Below are 21,924 nucleotides of genomic sequence, written 5' to 3' on the forward strand. Positions count from 1 at the left end.
CATCAGTCCGTTTCAACCGGGCGTCGGCTGAAACGCTGCCCCAGGCCGTGCATGGCGAGAAAGATCACCGGGGTGGAAAACAGCGTCAACAACTGGCTGAGCAACAGGCCGCCGATGATCGCGATCCCCAGTGGATGCCGCAGCTCCGAACCGATACCGGTACCCAGCGCCAGCGGCACCGCGCCAAACAGCGAGGCCATACTGGTCATCAGGATCGGCCGGAAGCGCAATTCCGCCGCCTGGCGAATCGCCGCCGTCGGGCTCAGGCCGCCCTTGCGCAACAGCTCCAGGGCGAAGTCCACCATCATGATGCCGTTTTTCATCACAATGCCAATCAACAGGACAATCCCGATCAGGCCAATGATGTCGAATTGCGTACCGGTTACCAGCAGCGCCAGCAACGCCCCGAGGGCCGCCGACAGCAGCGTCGACAGAATCGTCACAGGGTGCACGAAGCTCTCATAGAGAATCCCCAGCATCAGGTACACCACCACAATCGCCGCCACCACCAGGAACACCTGGTTGGACAACGACGACTCGAACGTCGCCGCCGTGCCTTCCAGGTTGGCCTGCACCGACAGCGGCAAACCGACCTTGGCCTCGATGTCCTGCAGCAGCGTCAGCGCCGCGCCCAAGGTCTGGCCGGGAGCGAGGTTGAAGGACACATCGGCGTAGGGAAATTGCCCCAGGCGGTTGATGGTGAGCGGCGTGCGCACCACCTGCAGGGTCGCCATACTTGACAGCGGCGCCACACCGCCGGCGGGAATGTCGACGTACAAACCAGTGAGCAGATCCGGCAGGTTGCGCGGCAGATGATCGGTGGCGATCACCACGTGGTACTGGTTGAGCTGGGTGTAGATGGTCGACACCTGGCGCTGGCCAAAAGCGTCGTACAGCACGTCATCGATGGCTTGCGGGGTGATGCCGAGGCGCGAGGCAGTGGCGCGGTCGAACGTCAGCTGGATCTGGTTGCCGAACTGCATCGCTTGGCTTTGCACATCGATAAACAGTGGGTCTTGCTTGACCGCCGCCAGCAGCTTGTTGCTCCACTGTTCCAGTTCATCCAGGTTGTTGGCTTGCAGGCCAAGGCGATAGCTGGTGGTGGACACCGTGGCGTCGAGGGTCAGGTCCTGCACCGAGTGCAGGTACAGCCGGATGCCGGCGTCGTCGGCGTTGACATCGGCCAGTCGGCGGATCACCTCGGTAGCGCTGTCGCGCTCGCCCCGGGGCTTGAGGTTGATCAGCAGGTTGCCCTGGTTGATGGTGGGGTTGGTCTGGTCGATGCCGACGAAGGACGACAGGCTCTGCACCGCCGGGTCCTTGAGGATCCGTGCCGCCAAGCGCTGCTGCTCGATCTGCATCTGCTGGAAGGAAATGGTCGGTGACGCCTGGGAAATACCCTGGATCAGGCCGGTGTCCTGGTCGGGGAAAAAGCCCTTGGGCATGATCACCAGCGTCATCAGGGTCACCGCGGCGGTGAACACCACCGAGATCAGCGTCAGGGTGCGGTGGGCCAGGACCCAGTCCAGGACTCGGACGTACTGGGTGTTGATGCGGTCGAAGAAATCTGCACGACGCTCCTCGTGCTTATTCCTCAGCATCCGCGCGCACATCATCGGCGTCAGGGTCAGGGAAATCAGCGCCGAAATAACGATGGTCACGGCCACGGTCATGGCAAATTCGCGGAACAGTCTGCCAACCACATCGCCCATGAACAGCAGCGGGATCATCACCGCAATCAAGGCGATAGACAGCGAAATGATGGTGAAGCCAATCTGCTCCGAACCCTTGAGCGCCGCCTCCAGCGGTGAGTCGCCGGCCTCGATGTAGCGGGTGATGTTTTCGATCATGACGATGGCGTCATCCACCACAAACCCGATGGCGATGGTCAACGCCATCAGCGTCAGGTTATTCAGGGAAAAGCCTAGGGCGTAGGCCACCGCCAGTGTGCCCACCAGGGTCAGCGGCACGGTGACCGCCGGAATGATCGTGGCCGCGATATTGCGCAGGAAGATGAAAATTACGATCACTACCAGCAGCACCGCCACTGCCAGTTCGCACTGCACATCGGTGACCGAGGCGCGGATGGTTTGCGTACGGTCCGTCAGCACCTCGACCTTCAAGGTCCCCGGCAGGCTGGCCCGCAACTTGGGGAGCAATTGCTGCACGCGGTCCACCACCTCAATGACGTTAGCGCCAGGCTGGCGCTGGATATTCAGCACAATCGACGGCGTGCTGTTGGTCCATGCGGCCTGGCGCGGGTTCTCCGGACCCTGGGTGGAACTGGCGATCTGCGACAGGCGAATCGGTGCGCCGTTTTTATAAGCGATCACCAGGTCGCGGTATTCGTCGGCGGATTGCAACTGGTCGTTGGCGCCAATGGAATAAGCCTGGAACTTGCCGTCGATATTGCCCTTGGCCTGGTTGACGTTGGCCGTGCCCAGGGAGGTGCGCAGGTCATCGATGGAAAGCCCGAGGTTGTTCAGCGTCGACATATTGGCTTCGACCCGCACCGCCGGTCGCTGGCCGCCGCTGATGGTCACGAGGCCGACGCCGGTGATCTGCGAAATATTCTGCGCCAGGCGCGTGTCGGCCAAGTCTTCGACCTTGGTCAACGGCAGTACGTCCGAGGTCAGGGACAAGGTCAGCACCGGTGCATCTGCCGGGTTGACCTTGCTGTATACCGGCGGATACGGCAGGTTGGCTGGCAGGAAAGTGCCAGCCGCGTTAATGGCCGCCTGCACTTCCTGTTCGGCAACGTCCAGGGAGAGAGACAGGTCGAATTGCAGGGTCACCACCGAGGCACCGTCGGAACTGGTGGAGTTCATCGACTTCAGGCCGGGCATTTCGCCGAGCTGACGTTCCAGGGGGGCGGTGATCGACGAGCTGACCACGTCCGGGCTGGCGCCGGGGTATTGGGTGAAGACCTGGATGGTCGGGTAGTCCACCTCCGGCAACGCCGACACCGACAACAGGTGATAACCCAGCATCCCCAGCAACAGCACCGCGACCATCATCAAGGTGGTGGCTACAGGACGTTCGATAAAGGGCCGCGAAATATTCATGATCGGCACCTCCTCACTGTACGACGACCTTCACCAGCGAGCCGTCATCCAGTTTGTCGGCGCCTTCGGTAACCACCTGTTCGCCCGGCTTCACACCGTTGTCGAGCACCGCCGAGACATCGCCCATGGCCGGGCCGGTCTTGATATTGCGCAGGCTGGCCAAGGTTCCGTTGACCACGAACACGAAGTCCCCCTTGCTGCCGTGCTGGATCGCACGGGTCGGTACCACGGCGAATTGAGTCAAGGTGTCGGCCTTGAGGAGCGCGTTGACGAACTGGTTGGGAAACAATGCATTGCCCGAATCATCGAACTGCGCCTTGACCTTGATGGTGCCGGTGGTGGTGTCCACCTGGTTATCCAAGGCCAACAGACTGCCGGTGGCCAGCAAGTTCTTTTTATCGCGGTCGTAGGCCAGCACGGTCACCGCGCCACGGCCCAGGGCCTGGTTGATCGCGCCTAGGTCATCCTCGGGCACGGCGAACACCACGGTGGCCGGATTCATCTGGGTAATGACCACAATGCCTGTATTGCTGGTGGTGGTGACGTAGTTGCCGGGGTCCACCAGGCGCAGGCCGACTCTGCCGTCGACGGGGGAAGTGATGGTGCAATAACTCAGTTGCACCTCAAGGTTCTGCTCATTGCCCTGGTCGGCGGCCACGGTGCCCTGTTGTTGCTGGACCAGGGAGGCTTGCGTATCGAGGGTTTGCTGGCTGGTGGAGCCAGCCTTGACCAATTCGCGATAGCGCGCCAGGTCGCGCTGGGCGTTACTCAATACCGCCTGGTCGTGGGCCAGGTTGCCCTTGGCCATCGCCAGCTGGGCTTTCAAGGCACGGTCGTCGATTCGGGCGATGACCTGGCCCTTGCTCACGCGCTGGCCTTCCTTGAATTCCACGCTGCTGAGAATGCCGTCGACCTGGCTGACCACGGTCACACTGCGGGTCGGCGTGACGGTGCCGAGGGCGTCGATATAGACCGGCACATCTTGCAAGGCGGCCGGTACCACCGCGACCGGTTCACCAGGCACCGGCGGCTTGCCTTTGTGCTGGCCGCCAAAGAAGTGCAAAACCAGGGCAATCAACAACGCGACCAGCAACAACGTGCCGACTGCCCAGGCGAACGTACGTCGTCTGCTTTTCTCCACGGGTTTCTCACTCGAACGCCGAATCAGGATGCCGCGCCAAGGCAAGTGGCACTTCGCTGATTGCAATCTAACAGCGCGTTCGGTCTATGTTTGTAAAACCGTGTTTGCGTTCAGCATCAAGACAGAAAAAATCACCTGCAGCCCCCGTAACGCAAGGCCGCGCACAGACAATCAACGATACCTGTAGGGTGTCAGCGCCGTGCGGTCTGTGGTGATCCAGGCGTTTGAACCGCCACTTCCAGCGGGCACAACAAGCCGGCTTGCGTGCTGACACAGCCTTCGCCGCGGACCAGATCGGCATGCAACGGTGGCTGCGTCAGGGTCAACTCTGCCAATGGGGTAGCCGCGTATAAGACCGAACGCAACGCATTGTCCGTCGCACCATGCCTCCCACCAACGACGCCAGCACACGAGTGGTTGGTGCTGGTGGGCGTCTGGACAGTAGGCGCAATGAAAGGCACATTACCGCCACTCAGGCTGATGCTCAGCATCCAGCGATAGCCAAGAGGTCCAACATGTCATTTGATCTTCATCATCTGTTGCTCGTGTTCACAGCCTATGTCGTCGGAGCAGCCAGCCCCGGCCCCAGCAACATGCGGATTATGGGTGTCGCTATGCACCAGGGGCGCAAGCCTGCGCTGCTGCTGGCAACCGGTGTAATCAGCGGTTCATTTTTTTGGGGCTCAATGGCCGCCACGGGCGTTTCAGCCATTCTGGCGCAGTTTGCACAGGCGCTTATTGCACTGAAAATAGTCGGCGGGATCTACCTGATTTACCTCGCCATCAAAGCCGGCCGCTCCGCCCTTGCCTCGGACAAGCGAATCGAACAAATGATGGCTGCTGCGCCAACAGTTTCGGGCTTCAGTCTCTACCGACGAGGCCTGCTCATGCACCTCACAAACCCAAAGGCGTTGCTGGGCTGGATCGCAACTATGACCCTCGGCCTGGGCCCTGAAGCCACCCCAACGACGGTCGCAATTATCTTGGCCGGTTGCGCCGTATTGAGCATCACAATCTTCTGTGGCTACGCGATTGTCTTCTCCACTGCACCGATGATTCGGGGCTACCGCAAGGCTCGGCGCTGGATTGAAGGAACCCTTGCACTTGTGTTCGGTGCGGCGGGGATAAAGCTGCTGCTCTCGCGCAGTTGAAACAACGAGCAGAAAACAAAATAGCACTCCCCCGGCGAACGCACAGTCGGTATATTGACCTTTTAAGTCATTATAAAAAGAGATGCGTATGATGCTCAAAATGTTCCAGGTAGATGCCTTTTCTGAAACCGTATTCGGCGGTAATCCAGCGGCGGTCCTGCTGCTGGAGGACTGGCTCCCGGATCAACTGATGCAATCGATCGCCAATGAAAACAACCTGGCAGAGACCGCGTTTGTAAAGCCATCCGGAGACCACTGGGCGCTACGCTGGTTTACCCCCACCGTTGAAGTGAATTTCTGTGGCCACGCAACGCTGGCCACCGCCCATATATTGATAACCGAATACGATGTACCCAGCCCGTTATGCTTCTCCACCCGAGTGGGTGATCTGAAAGTACACGCTTTGGGAAACGAATACCTGCTGGACCTGCCTTGCATTGAGCCGGAATACCCCACTCAATTGCCCGATAGCATCGCTCCGCTGTTTCGCGACAATGCCGTCAGTCACTTCAAGAACTTTGAGAACGTGTTTATTCAGCTTGCCACCGAGAGGGATGTTCGCGCCTATCAACCGGACCTCAACACGCTTGCGCAACTGGGGCCGATCGGTGTGGTGATCACCGCTGCCGGCGAAACGTACGACTTCGTCTCGCGCTACTTCGCCCCAGGTGCTGGAATCCCCGAAGACCCTGTGACCGGCTCAATCCATGCCACGTTGGTGCCCTACTGGGCCGAACGACTTGGGAGGACTCGCCTGTCGGCATTCCAGGCGTCGTCCAGAGGGGGGATTTTGCAGTGTGATCTGCAAGAGCACAGGGTTTTGATCAAAGGTAAGGCTGCCACCTTCATGAAAGCAGAGATTTATCTACCCGATTGAGAGGGTAGCCCCCAGCTTAGTCGCAACAGCGTTGTATATCCGATAACTTCTGTAGTTGATCAAATACGGAAGTTATCCACCAACTGCTTGAGTTGGCTGGCTTGCCGTTCCAGGTCATCACAGGCACGCAACGTAGCCTGCAGATTATCGGCCCCTTGGTGGTTGAGCGAGTTGATTTCGGTGATGTCGATATTCAACGATTCAATCACCGATGTCTGTTCTTCAGTCGCCGTTGCCACCGAATGGTTGATGCCGTCTATCTCACTGATGCGCTGTGCGACGCTGCCCAGTCGGTCTCCCGCCTGGTTGGCAATGATCACGCCCTCGTTACTATAGCGCTCACTCTCGCTCATGGTGGACACTGCCTCATCGGCTCCACGCTGTAACGCGTCGATCATCGTATGAATCTCTTGAGCGGACGTCTGGGTACGATATGCAAGGCTGCGTACTTCATCAGCCACAACGGCGAATCCACGACCAGCCTCACCTGCCCTCGCCGCCTCGATGGCTGCATTAAGCGCGAGCAGGTTGGTCTGTTCGGAGATCCCTTGTATGACCTCCAATATCCGACCGATATCGACTGTTTTTTCATTCAAACTTTCAATGTTGCCGCACGACGCTCGAATTTTTCCTGACAAACCGCTCATGGCTTCAATGGTCTCCGCGACCACTTTTAGGCCGCTCTCGGTCTGCCGACGCGCTTCAGTCGCCTGGGATGATGCGTCTCCTGCATTACGCGCAATTTCCTGCGAGGCGGCGCCCAGCTCATGGATCGCAGCAGCGATACTATTGGTGCGCTGGTTTTGCTCGTAGGAGAACGACATCGATGACTTGGAAGAAGCCATCACGCGCTCGGCCACCTCATTGACCTGGGCAGTTGCCAAAGATACATCGCGGATTGAACGATGAATTTTTTTCCACGAAAAGATTGAAGTCCCCTGCCAGGACTCCAAACTCATCGCGTGAGTGAATCCCTAACCGTCGGGTAAGATCACCCTCTCCCTGAGCGATATCGCGCATGACGTTACCCATCACCTTAATCGGCCGCATTAACACACTGATCAGTAGGCCCAGCAGTAAAAGCGTGACGACTACCGCTATAAACGCGGCGAACAAAGCCGAGATACGAAAATCCGTCAGTGCTGCGTAGGCTTTATTTTTGTCGATCGATAAAGCGATGTACCAGTTCACCGAGGGCAGCCCCTTGATCGGGGAGAACATCAAAATCCGAGGTTCCCCTTCCTGCTCAGTCTCACTGATGTGGGTACTGAGAGTCGGTGGGTTTTGCGGGTAGATCTCGCTCAGCTTTTTTATCACCCTATCTTTGTCCGGATGGACCAATACCTTGCCATCAGCACTGACCAAAAAGGCATATCCGATTCCGCCCAGGTCGAGTGAGCTGACGATCTTTGCCAATGTATCCAGTGTCAGGTCCCCTCCCACCACCCCAAGCGTCTGGCCGTCATGGCTTACCGGCGTCGCAATCGTCATCATCAACTGGCCGGTAGTAACGTCAAGGTAGGGCTCAGTCAGTGTGGTTCCCCCAGCAGTCATCGCGTCCGCGTACCAGGGCCGGGTTCGCGGGTCGTAGTCAGCGGGTAAATCGTCCTTTGGCCGTATAGCGAAACTACCGTCACGACTGCCTAGATAGGTGAAGGTAAACGTCGATAGCAATGACCTCTGCTCCAGCAGCCGCGTAACACTGTTCGCCGCCGGGTCGCTGGCAACCGTCTGAGCAATATGGTCAACCAACAATATTCGTCCAGAGAGCCAGGCCTGGACGCTGCTCGCCGTGATTTTGCTCATTTCTTCAAGGTGGTTTTCAAGGTTCGTGCGGATGGTTTTGCGCTGGATCGAATCGTTGTACAGCGTAAAGAGGGAAAACGCTGCGATGACGACGAGCGATGCAGCAAGCAGTACCTTATGACTGAACTTCAGGTTGGCAATCATCATGATTTATCCGAAGACCGGGAGTGTTGTAGTTGTTATTCGATGCCAAGGTGTGTCGATGAGTGCTTGATGACGGCCAACTCTGGATAGGCCGCCAGTTTCTCGATATGCAGTTTAGTACTCTCCAACCAACGTTCAGTGAGCGAGCGGAAATGCTCCATATCCCGGCAACGCATCCGCAGACAGTAATCAAGCGCACCACTGATGAGTTGGCACTCAATGACCTGTGGGCAAGCATCGACTACGGCTTCAAACGCCTTTTGCGCGCCGAGCCCCTTGCCATCAGTGGACTTGCCCCTTCAAAACCGGACACCAACTCCCCGTTAAATTGATGCCACTGCCAAGCGCCTGAACTCCCTCGGTGAACGGTAGTTCAAGGCGCTGTGCGGATGCTGCTCGTTGTAATGTTCGAAGGCAATTGCCAAGTTACGCAGCGCCGTTTCTCGATTCGGCTTGGGCATGTGCGCCACGTAATCACGCTTGATCGTCTTCACGAAGCTCTCTGCCATGCCATTACTCTGTGGGCTACGCACCGGTGTGGTCACCGGCTGCAAGCCGATCTGTCGAGCAAACAGGCGCGTCTGTTCGGCGGTGTAGGCCGAACCGTTATCGCTGAGCCACTGCACCGGCGTTGCAGGCAGTTGATCACCGAAGCGCTTCTCCACGCTTTCCAACATCAAGTCGCGGATATCATCGCCGCTGTACCCGGTTGGGCTGGCGACCCAGCCGATGGCTTCGCGATCACAGCAGTCCAGGGCGAAGGTCACGCTCAGTTTGGCGCCGTCCTCGCAACGGAATTCAAAGCCGTCCGAGCACCAGCGCGTATCGCTGGTTTGCACCGCAATACGGCCTTCGTGCCGACGCGGCACGCCGGGTTGTTTGATCCGGCGTTCAAGCAGCAGGTTGTGATCACGCATAACCCGGTAAACCCGCTTCACGTTGATCGCGGGTAGCAACTGGGTTTCACGGGCGCGTCGCAGCAATCCCCAGACTCGACGGTAGCCATAGCTGGGCAGTTCGCTGACCTGTTGCTGGATTTCGGCCACCAACTCAGCGTCGTTCACAGGCCTGCTTCGCCGTGTCTTGGGCGATACCGATTGCTTGATTCGAACCGTTAATTGCGAGCGCGCCACACCGAGACATTCGCTGACCAGCTTCACTGGTCGTCCCCCGGCAACAAGGGTGAGTGCGCAATCCATTTTCGCGACCGGGCGATCTCCACGGCTTCTTTGAGGATTTCCGCTTCCATCGTTTTCTTGCCCAACATCCGTTGCAGTTCACGGATCTGCTTGAGCGCATCGCTCAGCTCGGAGGCCGGCACCACGGCTTCGCCCGCGCTGACCGCCGACAGGCTGCCGTCCTGATACAGCTTGCGCCACAGGAATAACTGGTTGGCATTGATGCCGTTGCGCCGAGCGACGACCGACACACTTTGCCCTGGCTCAAGGCTCTCGCGAACCATGGCCAGCTTTTGCTCTGGGCTCCAGCGGCGCCGCCGCTCCTGACCCAAAAGCTCCCCACTCTTATCGTTGCTGTTAGTCATAAACATAACCGTTTGCCTATCCCTTATCGTAAGGGGGAAACGGTGTCCTGTCTTTCATGGGGCTCGTTCAATCAGCCAATCCAACCAGCACCAGCAGAGATAAACCAGGTGAGAGCTTGTGCTCGTCGATGAAGGCACCATAACCACGAATGACCCCTAGCCTTTCCAACTTACGTACACGTTGCTGGCAAGGGCTCTGACTCAAGTGCACAAGTGAGGCAAGTATTTTATAAGTGATGCGCCCGTTGTGGCGCAGCACATCAATGATTGCCTCGTCGATACGCCCCAACGTTTCAAAAGTCCTCAGGGCTTTACTTCTAATATTCATACGGAAGGTTTTTCACTTCAGTCCATTGGACAGAAATTGTTGCAGACGCTCGCTGCGCGGGTTATCCAGAATTTCTGGCCCGCCCTGCTCTTCGACAAGACCCTGATGAAGAAACAGCAGTTGGTTCGAGACCTTGCGGGCAAAACCCATTTCATGGGTCACCATGATCATGGTCCGACCTTCTTCAGCGAGCCCTTGGATGACCTTCAGCACTTCGCCCACCACTTCAGGGTCGAGTGCTGATGTAGGCTCGTCGAACAGCATGACTTCAGGCTCCATCGCGAGTGCACGGGCAATTGCTACCCGCTGCTGTTGGCCACCGGAAAGAAACGCAGGGAACTGGTCGGCAACACGGGCCGGCAGCCCCACCTTTTCCAAGTATCGCCGGGCACGATCTTCCGCATCTTTTTTGCTGACACCCAGCACCCTCCGCGGTGCGAGGGTGATGTTGTCCAACACGGTCATGTGGCCCCACAGGTTGAAGTGCTGGAACACCATGGCCAGGCGGGTACGCAGTCGTTGCAGTTCGCGGTCGTCGGCCACTCGCAGCCCCAAGTGGTTTTTGACCATGCAAATCGGCTTGCCATCCAGACTCATGGCACCGTCGTTTGGTGTTTCAAGAAAATTGATGCAACGCAGGAATGTACTTTTTCCGGAACCACTAGCGCCGATCAGGCTAATTACATCGCCAGTTTTGGCTTGCAGGGAAACACCCTTGAGTACTTCATGGTTACCATAGCTTTTGTGTAGCCCGTCAACAGTCAGTTTGTACATGTTCGCAATCATCCTCTAAAGCGGATTGGGAGCAGCAGTGTCAGATACTGGGCTCAGTGAGTTGGACCAAGAAAAGCCAGCCAGTGACGCTCGGCGATTCGAAACAGGCCGACCAGGGCAAAAGTCACCGCCAGGTAAATCAGTGCCGCAATCCCAAACGATTGAAAGGTCAAAAAGGTCGCGGAGTTCGCGTCGCGGGCAACTTTAAGAATGTCCGGCACAGTTGCGGTGAACGCCACCGTGGTCGAGTGCAGCATCAGGATGACTTCGTTGCTGTAATACGGCAGCGAGCGACGCAAGGCTGATGGCATGATCACAAACGCATAGAGCTTCCAACCTGAGAGGCCGTAAGCTTTCGCAGCCTCAACTTCGCCATGGGCAATGTTGCGAATAGCCCCCGCAAATATCTCCGTGGTGTAGGCGCAAGTATTCAGTGCGAAGGCAAGAATGGTGCAATTCATCGCATCGCGAAAAAACGCATCAAGCACAGGCTGTGCTCGTATGGCAGCCAGGCTATAGATCCCTGTGTAGCAGATCAGCAACTGGATGTAGAGCGGCGTCCCCCTGAACAGATAGGTGTAAAACTGCACCGGCCAGCGCACATAAAACCTGGGCGACACTCGAGCGATGGACAGCGGAATCGACACAATAAAGCCGATGAACAATGAGGCACTGAGCAGCCACAACGTCATGGCCAGCCCGGTTATCTGCTGACCATCGCTGTAGAAGAAAGGCCTCCAGTACTCCTGTAGAAGTTCGATCATCGCGCCGCCTCCCTAGAGCCTACTGCGTAGTGCCGCTCCAAGCAGCGCAGAACGAGATTGGAGAGGCTGGTGATGACCAGATACGTCAAGGCAGCCAGCACTAGGAAAAAGAACAATTGGTAGGTGCTTTTTCCCGCATCCTGGGCGGCCTTCACCAAGTCAGCCAGGCCAATGATTGACACCAGTGCAGTGGCTTTGAGAATCACCATCCAGTTGTTGCCAAGACCCGGCAAGGCGAATCGCATCATTTGCGGGAACATCACGAAGCGAAAACGCTGAGTGCGACTTAATCCATAAGCCGTGGCCGCTTCGACCTGGCCGCGGGGCACTGCCAGCATGGCGCCGCGGAAAGTTTCGGTGAAATAGGCACCATAGATAAATCCAAGGGTCGTGATTCCAGCAACAAATGGATTGATCTCGACGTAACTCCATCCCAGCAAGGTGGTCAGGAGGGTCAACCAGGTTTGCAGGCTGTAGAAGATCAACAGCATCAGCACGAGGTCCGGCACACCGCGGATCAGCGTGGTATACACCTGGGCAGACAAACGCAGCACTTTGACGCTGGAGAGTTTGGCACTGGCTCCAACCAGACCCAGCAACACGCTGAGCATCAATGACGCAATAGACAGCTTGACGGTCATCCAGGCGCCTTCGAGCAGCAAAGGGCCGAACCCTTTCAAGCTGAATGCAGAGAGCCCCAGTGCGCTTAATAGTGTTTCGAACATGATCAGCAACCTATAGCGATAAGCGCCCATCCAGCGGATGAGCGCCGGGTGGTTATTTGCCGCTGTAAAGATTCAGATCGCCGAAATGCTGCTTCTGGATCGAATCGTAGGTGCCGTCGTTGTGTAGCGCCTGGATCGCTTTATCCAGCTGCGCCTTGAGTTCAGCATTGCCCTTGGCAATGCCGATCGCTGTTTTCGAGGGGAGTAAAGGGCTGTCAACTGACGAACTGATTTCGTAGTCAGCGCCCTGCGGCGAATTTATAAAGCCAAGCTTGGCTTGCAGCGTGTCCTGGATAGACGCATCCAGCCGCCCTGCTACCAGGTCGTAATACACTTGATCCTGATTTTGATAGGACTGAATCTTTACGCCGGCTTTGTCCAGTACGGCTTTTGCATAGGCTTCCTGAATGCTGCCCTGAAAGTAACCGACCGTTTTGCCTTTGAGCGAGGATACATCTTCACTCAGTCCCGAACCTTTCTTGAATACATAGGAAGTAAACCCGGAAAACAGCTCGTTAGAAAAATCGATGGCTTTTTCACGCGTTGGAGTGACCGTCATGGACGAGAGAATTCCGTCAAACTTGCCAGCTCTCAGGCCAGGGATCAAACCATCAAAATCGCTTTCAACCCAGATGCACTTAACTTGAAGCTTGGCACAAATGGCATTACCCAAATCAATATCAAATCCCTTGAGACTGCCATCAGCCGCTTTGGACTCAAACGGCGCGTAGTTAGCATCCACGCCAAATCGCAAGGTTGTGTACTCTTTGGCTGACACCACATTTGTGCACAGCGCAAACAGTATTATCAAATACAGCTTTCTTAGCGAAATCATAAGTACATCCCTAGATTTTGTAGTTGGATTTAAGGGCAGTAAACATCTGATAGCGGTAAAACGCTACTTTCATTGTTATTGGTTAAAGCCATCGCTTCGCCTTAAACACTACCTGAGTGCCGCGACTTAACGAATATGGCAAATTGATCGATATCACGAGCAAAATGCTCGCCGTTCAGGCGGACACCAACTTCATCATCAGCAAGCCACTGACAATCAAAATGGCGGCCACAACGCGCAGCAGGCTCGCAGGTTCACCCAGGAAAAAAATGCCCGCTGCGAATGCTCCCACAGCGCCAATACCGGTCCAGATAGTGTAAGCAGTGCCCAGCGGCAAGCTTTTCATAGAGAACGAGAGCAGCGCAAAACTGGCTATCACTGTTATAAGTGTAATAACCGTCGGTACGAACCGCGTAAAACCTTCCGACTGCTTCATCGAAAACGCCCAGACAACTTCAAGTATTCCTGCAATCACCAAACTTACCCAAGCCACGAGCTTCTCCTAAAACGCCAGCGAACGAACAGTTAGCCTTTAATAGGGCAAACCCTTTTAACTGTCTTAAAAAGACCCCCGCGAGCACGGGGGTAAAGACGGGTTTGACCAAACCCTGGCTGCGTGACGCCTGTATTTAAATCACTTGAATGTTGCATCCAGAGCGAACGTAATATCCTTGATCAAGTCATCTGGATCTTCCAGCCCAACAGAAAAACGCAAATGACCGTACTGACGGAACTCTTCGGGATACTTGTCAAAGCCACCCCGCCCCTCTGCCCCCACATGCACGATCAGCGATTCGTCATGCCCTAATGAAACGGCCGAAGTGATGATGCGCAAATTCGAAACAAACCGATTCTGCATATCTGGATCGCCCTTCACCGCGAAGGCCATCATTGCGCCGTATCCCTTGCCTGCAAATTGCCGGCGCGCCAGCTCGTGCTGCGGGTGGGAAGGCAAACCCGGGTAGTAGACGTAGGCAATACGATCGTCGGCATCCAGAAACTGCGCCAGTTTTTCAGCCGTGTTCAACAGTTGTTTCAGACGCAGCGGCAGCGTGACCGACCCGCGCATGATCATCCAGGCATTGAAAGGTGAAATGGTCGCACCGAGGTCGACCAATGCATCATTTTTAATCTTGTAGATCAACTGGTTGGAGCCGATCACTACGCCACCCATCGCATCGCCATGACCATTGATGTACTTGGTCAATGAGTGAATGACGAAGTCGACACCGTGCTCACTCGCGCGGAAAAATGGAGGTGGGGTGAACGTTGCATCTACTGAAATCAGTGCGCCGTGCGCATGAGCAATTTCAGCCAACGCTGCAATATCTGCGACTTTGGTGGTTGGGTTGGCGATCGTTTCGGTATGGATCAGCTTGGTGTTGGGTCGGATGGCTTGACGGACCGATTCCAGATCACCGACGTCTACAAACGTCGCTTCGATCCCGTAACGTTCAGGCAGGAGTTCTGCGAAGAGTCGCCAAACGGCTTGGTAGGTGATGTCGCTGACGATGACGTGGTCGCCACTTTTCAAGAAAGAAAAAAACACCGAATGCAACGCGGCGACACCGGTAGCGAATACCACAGCATCTTCACAACCCTCGAGGGCTGCGAGTTTCTTCTCCAGACAAACCTGGTTGTGGCCTTGATTGCGCGTATACACAAGGCCGTCTGGACTCGACCAGTCCATCGTTGCCGGATCTTCGGGCAAGAGATAGGAGTTAGCCATGACCAATGGCGTACGGACGGCACCACTGGTGACATCCGCGACATTCCCGCCATGAACTGCCAGCGTCGCTGCAGATAATGTTGATAGGTTGTGCTTATCGGGACGCATGTCGATTCCTCTGATTTTATTGTTGTGTCATTCGTTGTAAATACGAACGATTTGTTTAGCTTCCACTTACACCGTTAATGCAAATAACCTTGGGTTGCGTCATATCTTCATAGGCGAAACGCACACCTTCACGGCCCATGCTCCCGTACTTGAAACCACCGAAAGGCATTGCGTCGAATCGATAGTCCGAGGAGTCGTTAATCATGACGCCGCCAGCCTCAAGCCGCTTGGCTGCCTTCAGCGCAACATTCAAATTACTGGTGAAAATCCCGGCATGCAGGCTGTAGTCTGGTTCGTTGGCGAGCGTCAGGGCCTCCTCCAGGGAACCTACGCTCTGGAGTATCACGACAGGGCTGAACACTTCTTCGCACCACAGCTTGCAGTGGCGGTCGACGCTTTCCAGAACAGTGGGCGAATACAGCGATCCGTTGCGTACATTGCCAAACAGCAAGGTCGCGCCTGTCGCGATGGAGTCACTCACAACCTCCTCGGTGTGCTTGGCTGACGCCTCAGTAATCATCGGGCCGACATCCGTCTGCTCATCTGCGGGATTACCCACGATCAACTGGCTGGTTTTCTCAACGAAGCGTGTTTTGAATGCTTCGTAGAGCGGGGCCTCAATTAGAATCCGCTGGGTACCAATACAATTTTGGCCAGCAGCCCAAAAAGCACCCGACACACACGAGTCGACTGTTTCATTCAAATCACAATCGGCCATCACGATGACTGGGGCATTTCCTCCCAGGTCCATCGCCAGTTTTTTGAGCCCGGCTGTACGCGAGATTTGTTCACCCGTGACGAAGCCACCCGTGAACGAAACCATACGTACCGCCCGGTGCGCGACCAAGGCCTTGCCCAGCGCAGCACCTCCTGTGGCGACTGTCACAACAACTGGAGGTAGGCCTGAATCGATAAGACAATCCACCAACTTGATCGCTGATAGCGGTGTGAGCTCAGACGGTTTGAGTACAACCGCATTTCCACCCGCAATTGCGGGCCCAAGCTTATGTGCGACTAGATTGAGGGGATCGTTGTAAGGCGTGATCGCGACGATTACGCCTAGGGGCTCACGAGTGAACCATCCCTGGCGAGATTCAGATCCGACATAAGCATCGAAAGGGATCACTTCGCCGGCATTACGCTTGGCTTCCTCAGCCGACAACTTCAAGGTATTGACGCAGCGCAACACCTCCTTTCTCGCCTGCTTCAGCGTTTTGCCCGACTCAGCCACAATCAGTTTGGCAAAGGCGTCCTTATCACGTTCAACCGAGAACGCAGCTTTTTCCAATATGCGTGCACGTTCATGTCGCGGCAGATCCTTGGCGATCAAGGCACCCGAAATAGCCGTGTCGACTATCGTGGTGGCTGATGAAGCAGGTATGTCTGCCACCTCACCCACCTTGCTACCGTCAAACGGGCTAAGCACCGTAATGGCTTTATAATCAGCAGCGAGTGAGAGACTCAAGCTATTCATGATTACTTACCTGACTGGGTTTTGTGCTTGTGAATGCTCACAATATCGGCGAGCAAGGCGAAGGCAGTTTCAAAGCGACCGGCACCAGCACCCACCACGGTTACAGGGCCGAGAATGGCGGTATCAAACGTAATGGCGTTGGTCGCTCCACTCACACCGCAGAGCGCATCATTGGATAGCAATAACTGAGGACTAACAGAGGCCGAGATCGAGCCATCACTCCGTTTCTCTGCACTGCCGATAAGCTTCCACCGGGCATTGGCTTTAGTCGCCTCAGCAATATCTTTGGCAGTAATTTCAGAAATACCCTTGCAAAGGACATCACTAGGCTTGAGCTTTGCCCCCAGCAGTTCATTCGCCAAAATGACGACCTTCAGACGTACATCATGGCCCTCCACATCCGCTGTTGGATCAGCTTCGGCATAACCCAACTCCTGGGCCTTTGCGACAGCCTCGGAGAAGTCCAAACCAGTTTCCATGCTGGAAAGGACAAAGTTGGACGTACCGTTGAGGATCCCTTTGAAACCGCTGATTTCCGAACCGGCCAGGGACTCCTTGGCCAAACGGATAACCGGCGTTCCGCTCATCACCGCGCCTTCGAATTCGAAGCGGGCGCCGGTGATTTCTGCAAGCGCTTTCAAACTATCAGCATGCAGTGCCACCGGCCCTTTGTTGGTGGTCACAACGCTGGCGCCCTTCTCCAAAGCCCAGCGGCAGAACGTAGTGGCTGGCTCTCCATCCACGGGGTTTGTGAACGTTGCCTCAGCAACGATATCTGCACCCGAGAAGCGGATGACCGTTTCGTTAGCCGGCTCAGCACTGCCGCCTGGCAAGGTTCTGAAACCACCTTTGGCGGCAGGTACCGCGGCCAATTCCTGTGCATCCAGACCGTCTTTGTTGATAATTGAGCCAAGATAAAGGTCGCTGACACCGACAATCTTCAGTTCGAAACCCAATTCTTTCGCCCAGCGCGAGTTCTTATCGGCGATAAGCTGAGTGAGGGCGCGATTGACGCCACCGAAGCCAAGCAGAGCAATTTTATATTCAGTCACGACAAAGATCTCATTGTTATGTTTTGGTGCTGAAATAGTAATTCGTCAACGTGCTTTCACGAATATGGCAAACAGAACGTTATTGCGAGCAAAATGCTCGTGCAACGGCGCACCTTGCTTTGTCTGTGCTACTTGGTGCAGGATAAAACAAAAGAGGTCACGGTATTTAGAACCCCTGGCAGCGCTGAGATTTCACTCCAGACCCTATGGATACGATCTGAACTCATAGCCTCGACCGTCAATACAATATCAAGATCGCCACTCATTACATTGCATGAAATGACTTCAGGCATTGCTACAACCGAACGGACAACTTCAGCATCGCGCATCCTGTCTTTACGATAAACGAAGATTAACGCGTTGATGGGCCCGGCATCCGTGGAGGGCATACCTTTAATGATCGTATAGCCCCTGACGTATCCATCGCGCTCCAATCTTTCAATCCGCAGCCTGACCGCATTCCGGGACAAGTTAACTTTCATTGCAATATCATTATGAGCAAGCCGCGCGTTACGCGTGAGCTCTTCCAATATTTTCTCATCAACTTTATCTAAAACACGTTTCATCTCTAACTCCAAACTTATAACGAGCGAGACTCCGTGTCTGCGGACAACGTCCCGATGAGCTGCTTAAGGGCGCCAACATCGTTAGGAATTGAAACGCATCTATAATCGGGTCTAGAAGGAGCACCGATCCCTTTGATGACACCCAGCGCGTCTGATTCATCAGTCACTACGGCACTCTTCGATGGGTGTGTTGTCGCCAGACAGATCATCGGAATTAGCAAGCTGCGCCTGCTGACACGAGCAGCTCGCAGGCCAATTGCGGTGTTGGGACTGACCAGATAACCACTCTGCGCAAACACCTCATGAATGCTCCTGAAAACATCCGAATCCTCCACGGCCAGAGAGTCGAAAAGTTTACGCGCCGCCAACCATTCATCTTGCTCTAACTGAATCGAACCCTCGCCCTCTAATAACTCCATATTTCGGGCTACTTTTTCTCCGCACCGGTTAAGAATACTCCATTGCAAACGTTCAAAATTCGAGGCCAGTGAAACGTTCATACTAGGGGTATTGGTAATGCGAATTTCATTACGACTGTAGAGATTAGTTTGGAGAAAGTTATGCAACCCCGCATTGGCATTGGTGGCCACGATCAATTGCCGGATCGGCAACCCCATTTCCTTGGCGATGTAGCCCGCATACAGCGCACCAAAATTCCCGGTGGGTACGCTGAAGGCAACTTCTCTGTTGGGCGCCCCTAGTTGAAGCGCTGAGTAAAAATAGAAGGAAAGATGTGCAAGCACTCGAACCCAATTCACGGAATTGAACGATATCAGCTGCTGCGTTTCGTTATTGTGCTTGAAGAACTGTTCGCAGAGGCGATGACAATCAGAGTAATCCCCTTCGACAGCAACATTAACTATGTTTTTTTCACCCGTACTCAATAAGCGGCGTCTATGCTCTTCCGTTATTCCTCTGGAGGGATGCAGCACAATTACGGTCACACCTTGCATACCAGAGAAAGCTTTTATAGCAGCAGCGCCTGTGTCTCCACCGGTGCAACCTACAACAAGCGCTTTCTTTCCAGATTTCAGTAAACCGTGCTCAACCAGGCGAGCCATCAATTGGAGACCAAAGTCCTGATAGACGCCTGCTGGCCCATGAAACAATTCCAATATCCACTCATTACTCGCCGTTTGGTAAAGCGGTGCAACCGCTTTGCTTTTGAAGCAGTCAAACGTCTCCTCAAGAATCTGAGACAGTTGATCTTGAGGGATCCAGCTACCCATAAACGGCTCAATCACATGGCGTGCCAGTTCATGGAAAGGAAGCCATTCCAGCCTGAAGAGATCCTCCTTTTTGAAGCGAGGAACCTTGAGAGGGACGAATAACCCTCCATCTGGTGCATACGCGCCCATGAGCACGTCACTGAACTCGAATGTTTTGCCAGGGGTCCGCGTGCTGACGTATTTCATAATCTGAGACACCCTCCCGCAATCTTTGAGCCAGCCGCCTCTCTGGCGGTGCTCTGCTGAAATCCAACGCGACGATTTAAATCGCTTGCCATCCAGCTTCCTTCCATTGACTATAAAAGTCAATATAGTGACTATTCCATTTGTCCAATAGTCCTTTTCTGCCATACGCAAAGAGGCCTTTGGCGCTACCTCATCGAATAGCACAAGACATCTGTCAGTTTAGAAATCCGGGAGAAAACCATGTGTGCCAAGAACCTTCTGCATTCGCTTTACCAGTACAAGGCATGGTCTGAGGAGGAGCTATTCAAATGCTTGAAAGCCCCGGCGGCGAAATCCTATCCAGACGAAATGGCGAATGCGACGTACTGGCTCAGCCACATCAACATTGTTGATCAGCTGTTCATCGCCAGACTGCAAGGAAACCCAGACGAATTTGACTCCGTCGTGACTGACCAACCGCCGAACCTGACTCAGCTAGAAGAACAATTTTCCATAGCGAATCAATGGTTTGTTGACTACACCAAATCAGTCACCGCAATGGAGTTGTCTGATCCAGTGGCGTTTATTTTCAAGGACGGGAAGCCAGGCAACATGACGAAGGAGCAAATCCTGGCGCATGTGCTGTCCCATGGTCTGCAGCATCGAGGGGGTATCGGAACTATCTTGCCACGCGAGATCCTGCAGGATCACAAGGACCACTTCACGACATTTTTGAAACGCTAGAAACCTGTTCGCCTGCCTCATGGAACATGGTGGGCAGGCGTCCTCCTTCTATGTAAGAAGCCAGGTTCAGTTCAGTTCGAGCTCGTCGATCACCGCGGCAATTTGCTTACGCCCTTCACCACTTATCGTTCGGAGCGGCAGGGGCACGCTTGGATGCTGGGTAAATCCTCGAAGCTCTGCGGCAGTCGCCACGACACGAAAGCTACCTCCAAATTGCCTGAACAAAGCCCAGAGTGGCTTTAAGCATTCAGAAAGGCGCGTGGCCTCATGGGCATCACCTGACAATGCCGCTCGCGTAATCGCTAGCGCCGTCTTGGGGAACAGCCCTCCCATGACGGAGTACCAGACGTCGCAGCCAGCATTCATGCCGACAGCAGCAAAGACATCACCGCTCACCCCGATCGTAACGTGGTTCGGAACCAGCTCTCGAAGGCGATCCACGCGTGCCTTGGCAAGATATGGCGCCTCGGGAACGCCAGGGATTTTGATTGAGCTCACATTCGGCAACTCGGCAATGCGCCCATGCAGCTCGTCAGTAAATTCGAAATGGGTGGTACCGGGATTGTCATAGACACATAGCGGAACTGAGATATTGGCCGTGACCGTTTCATACAACGAAAAGACATCTTCCGCAGATAGCTTCTGATAGGAAACAGGTGGTAGCAACAAGGCTTTGACCCCCACCTTTTGTGCCTCCTCGGCCAGCAATAGCACGTCACGCGTGCGTAGCGATCCAATGCTGACCATGACAGGCACATTGCCCGCCGCCTCTACTGCCAACTGCGCAACTCGAGAGCGCTCAGCCCGAGAAAGATACGCATAGCTACCGGTAGATCCGAGTGCACCGATGGAGTCGACATTCGCTGCTGCCAGTTGCTCAACAAGACGAGTAAAGGCATTTTCATCCACACCTTGCTCATTCATAGGCGTCAAAGGAAATGCACTAAGGCCGGTAAACATCATTCATGACTCCATGGTTTCGTCTATTGACTGATTGGCTCCAGGACCAATCAGTGAGCTCTCAATCTGAACGCCTGGCATCATCAGTTGCAGGCCTTCGATAAGCTTGTCACCTGCTTCCGTCAGCGCTTCGAGAGGCATCGCCGGCAAACTTTCCAGAATGAACCACATGTGTTTTGCATCAGCACTCAGCCGTGTTCTGACACCTTGCCGCCAATTCCAACGACGGCATGTCACGCCTTTATCGTCACGCCATACCACTTCGCCGGCGTCTGGATATTCGTGGGCTGGGGCGCCTTCTTTCATGGTGTCAAAAGGTTCGGTGCCATCAGCCACAGCGAGTTGTGGGGAGCCCACATAGGCCTCAATGTTCTCACCGCCGACAGGGACTGCGTACTCAATGCTGATGGCGTTGTAGAGATCAACCACTGGATCGATACTCGGCAGGCTGCCGTCACGCAGGACCCGTTTGCGCAGAGCTTCAGCTGAGCAAGGAGTGCGCTGCGGCTTGGAACCAAACTGTCGGAAGAGATCCGCCCAAGCCGCCAGATGTGCTTCTGCCCAGCTGGCACCACCTGCCGTGACCGTATGACAAGCTCGAGCCAGAGCGTCCTTGCCGATATCTGGATTGGCGATCGGTGCAGCTTCGACCACAATGCTCAGCGCTCTGAACTCAGGTGCCAAATTGATTACATCTTGGTCGATTGACGGCAGTACGGACAGCATTAGAGAATCCCCTTAATC

General features: G+C 55.1%; 21 protein-coding genes and 2 pseudogenes. 3 read left to right on the plus strand and 20 right to left on the minus strand.

The window, feature by feature from the left end; genetic code table 11:
- Window positions 1-2: 2 nt before the first annotated feature.
- From ACA041_RS16980 to ACA041_RS16990, 3 genes are all read right to left on the minus strand, one after another.
- Window positions 3-3,065 (minus strand): efflux RND transporter permease subunit, encoded by a 3,063-nt coding sequence (locus tag ACA041_RS16980; RefSeq protein ID WP_497434273.1) that lies wholly within the window; start codon window positions 3,063-3,065, stop codon window positions 3-5.
- Between the two features lie 13 nt (window positions 3,066-3,078).
- Window positions 3,079-4,206 carry an efflux RND transporter periplasmic adaptor subunit gene (locus ACA041_RS16985; protein ID WP_497434278.1) on the minus strand — a complete coding sequence of 376 codons (1,128 nt, stop codon included), beginning with the start codon at window positions 4,204-4,206 and terminating at the stop codon, window positions 3,079-3,081.
- A gap of 191 nt (window positions 4,207-4,397) precedes the next feature.
- Entirely contained in the window at window positions 4,398-4,571 is a 174-nt protein-coding gene (locus ACA041_RS16990) for a hypothetical protein (RefSeq protein WP_497434281.1), read from the minus strand.
- Between the two features lie 150 nt (window positions 4,572-4,721).
- Here ACA041_RS16990 and ACA041_RS16995 point away from each other — a divergent pair, with 150 nt between their 5' ends.
- Together ACA041_RS16995 and ACA041_RS17000 are read left to right on the plus strand one after the other, a co-directional pair.
- On the plus strand, window positions 4,722-5,357 hold the full coding sequence (locus ACA041_RS16995; RefSeq protein ID WP_497434283.1) for a LysE family translocator: 636 nt from the start codon (window positions 4,722-4,724) through the stop codon (window positions 5,355-5,357).
- A gap of 88 nt (window positions 5,358-5,445) precedes the next feature.
- The gene (locus ACA041_RS17000; protein ID WP_497434288.1) at window positions 5,446-6,234 is read left to right on the plus strand and encodes a PhzF family phenazine biosynthesis protein; all 789 of its coding nucleotides are present in this window, start codon (window positions 5,446-5,448) and stop codon (window positions 6,232-6,234) included.
- Window positions 6,235-6,293: 59 nt separating this feature from the next.
- Here ACA041_RS17000 and ACA041_RS17005 read toward each other — a convergent pair whose 3' ends face one another.
- The 15 genes and pseudogenes from ACA041_RS17005 to thrC form a co-directional block, all read right to left on the minus strand.
- Window positions 6,294-7,193, minus strand: a complete 900-nt coding sequence (locus ACA041_RS17005) for a methyl-accepting chemotaxis protein (RefSeq protein WP_497434292.1) — start codon at window positions 7,191-7,193, stop codon at window positions 6,294-6,296.
- A complete protein-coding gene (locus ACA041_RS17010; protein ID WP_497434297.1) occupies window positions 7,096-8,187 on the minus strand; it encodes a HAMP domain-containing protein in 1,092 nt (363 codons plus the stop codon). Before ACA041_RS17010 ends, ACA041_RS17005 begins: the two co-directional genes overlap by 98 nt.
- Window positions 8,188-8,219: 32 nt before the next feature.
- Window positions 8,220-8,459: pseudogene (locus tag ACA041_RS17015) on the minus strand (Lrp/AsnC ligand binding domain-containing protein); the annotation flags it as partial.
- A 48-nt stretch (window positions 8,460-8,507) separates the two neighbouring features.
- Window positions 8,508-9,727 (minus strand): IS3 family transposase gene (locus ACA041_RS17020; RefSeq protein ID WP_497434301.1). Its coding sequence is split into 2 segments (ribosomal slippage): window positions 8,508-9,382 and window positions 9,382-9,727, totalling 1,221 coding nucleotides; the frame shifts between segments, so codons are not numbered across the junction.
- A 70-nt stretch (window positions 9,728-9,797) separates the two neighbouring features.
- A pseudogene (locus tag ACA041_RS17025) lies at window positions 9,798-10,055 on the minus strand (Lrp/AsnC family transcriptional regulator); the annotation flags it as partial.
- 12 nt (window positions 10,056-10,067) lie between these two features.
- Entirely contained in the window at window positions 10,068-10,829 is a 762-nt protein-coding gene (locus tag ACA041_RS17030) for an ABC transporter ATP-binding protein (protein ID WP_497434306.1), read from the minus strand.
- A gap of 53 nt (window positions 10,830-10,882) precedes the next feature.
- Window positions 10,883-11,593, minus strand: a complete 711-nt coding sequence (locus ACA041_RS17035; protein ID WP_429379194.1) for an ABC transporter permease — start codon at window positions 11,591-11,593, stop codon at window positions 10,883-10,885.
- Entirely contained in the window at window positions 11,590-12,318 is a 729-nt protein-coding gene (locus tag ACA041_RS17040) for an ABC transporter permease (RefSeq protein WP_497434309.1), read from the minus strand. The genes ACA041_RS17035 and ACA041_RS17040 overlap by 4 nt, the downstream gene beginning before the upstream one ends.
- Before the next feature lie 52 nt (window positions 12,319-12,370).
- On the minus strand, window positions 12,371-13,153 hold the full coding sequence (locus ACA041_RS17045) for a transporter substrate-binding domain-containing protein (protein ID WP_497434313.1): 783 nt from the start codon (window positions 13,151-13,153) through the stop codon (window positions 12,371-12,373).
- Between the two features lie 175 nt (window positions 13,154-13,328).
- Window positions 13,329-13,646: a DMT family transporter gene (locus ACA041_RS17050; RefSeq protein WP_429379188.1), complete on the minus strand. Its 318-nt coding sequence runs from the start codon at window positions 13,644-13,646 to the stop codon at window positions 13,329-13,331.
- A 141-nt stretch (window positions 13,647-13,787) separates the two neighbouring features.
- Window positions 13,788-14,990, minus strand: coding sequence for a trans-sulfuration enzyme family protein (locus ACA041_RS17055; RefSeq protein WP_497434316.1), 1,203 nt, complete (start codon window positions 14,988-14,990; stop codon window positions 13,788-13,790).
- A 55-nt stretch (window positions 14,991-15,045) separates the two neighbouring features.
- On the minus strand, window positions 15,046-16,464 hold the full coding sequence (locus ACA041_RS17060) for an aldehyde dehydrogenase family protein (RefSeq protein WP_497434319.1): 1,419 nt from the start codon (window positions 16,462-16,464) through the stop codon (window positions 15,046-15,048).
- Between the two features lie 2 nt (window positions 16,465-16,466).
- Entirely contained in the window at window positions 16,467-17,516 is a 1,050-nt protein-coding gene (locus ACA041_RS17065; RefSeq protein WP_497434322.1) for a homoserine dehydrogenase, read from the minus strand.
- 128 nt (window positions 17,517-17,644) lie between these two features.
- Window positions 17,645-18,082 carry an Lrp/AsnC family transcriptional regulator gene (locus tag ACA041_RS17070; RefSeq protein ID WP_095129279.1) on the minus strand — a complete coding sequence of 146 codons (438 nt, stop codon included), beginning with the start codon at window positions 18,080-18,082 and terminating at the stop codon, window positions 17,645-17,647.
- Window positions 18,083-18,096: 14 nt separating this feature from the next.
- Entirely contained in the window at window positions 18,097-19,662 is a 1,566-nt protein-coding gene (gene thrC / locus ACA041_RS17075) for a threonine synthase (protein WP_497434327.1), read from the minus strand.
- Between the two features lie 75 nt (window positions 19,663-19,737).
- Between thrC and ACA041_RS17080 the strand changes: the two genes are divergently transcribed.
- The gene (locus ACA041_RS17080) at window positions 19,738-20,220 is read left to right on the plus strand and encodes a DinB family protein (RefSeq protein WP_497434330.1); all 483 of its coding nucleotides are present in this window, start codon (window positions 19,738-19,740) and stop codon (window positions 20,218-20,220) included.
- Window positions 20,221-20,286: 66 nt separating this feature from the next.
- Here ACA041_RS17080 and ACA041_RS17085 read toward each other — a convergent pair whose 3' ends face one another.
- Both ACA041_RS17085 and ACA041_RS17090 read right to left on the minus strand, forming a co-directional pair.
- Window positions 20,287-21,183: a dihydrodipicolinate synthase family protein gene (locus ACA041_RS17085; RefSeq protein WP_497434335.1), complete on the minus strand. Its 897-nt coding sequence runs from the start codon at window positions 21,181-21,183 to the stop codon at window positions 20,287-20,289.
- A complete protein-coding gene (locus ACA041_RS17090) occupies window positions 21,184-21,906 on the minus strand; it encodes a B3/B4 domain-containing protein (protein ID WP_497434338.1) in 723 nt (240 codons plus the stop codon).
- Window positions 21,907-21,924: the final 18 nt, after the last annotated feature.

The organism is Pseudomonas sp. LBUM1676, from assembly GCF_059695605.1.